The organism is Pauljensenia sp. UMB3104, assembly GCF_030217285.1.
Classification (GTDB): domain Bacteria; phylum Actinomycetota; class Actinomycetes; order Actinomycetales; family Actinomycetaceae; genus Pauljensenia.
Genome location: NZ_JASONN010000664.1, coordinates 1 through 230, shown reverse-complemented (window position 1 = coordinate 230; position 230 = coordinate 1). Strand labels below are relative to the sequence as shown.

Below are 230 nucleotides of genomic sequence, written 5' to 3'. Positions count from 1 at the left end.
ATCTCGCGTCAGTATGCGCCGACAGGGGAGCAGACTTCCTGCTCATCAACCCCATCCATGCGTCCAGCCCGATCACGCCGATGGAAAACTCACCGTACCTACCGGTTTCGCGCCGTTGGCTGAACCCCATCTACATCCGCCCCGAAGCAATCGACGAATTCGCCGACGCATCACCTGACGTTCGTCGATCCATCGAAGAACTCCGCCTAGCCACGAACGCTACCGATACC

The 230-nt window shown here is 59.1% G+C and carries 1 protein-coding gene; it reads left to right on the top strand.

Translation table 11 applies throughout. The features are described from left to right. Nucleotides 1-230: 4-alpha-glucanotransferase (locus tag QP415_RS13200; RefSeq protein ID WP_285100375.1), on the top strand; the 230-nt coding region annotated here is incomplete at both ends.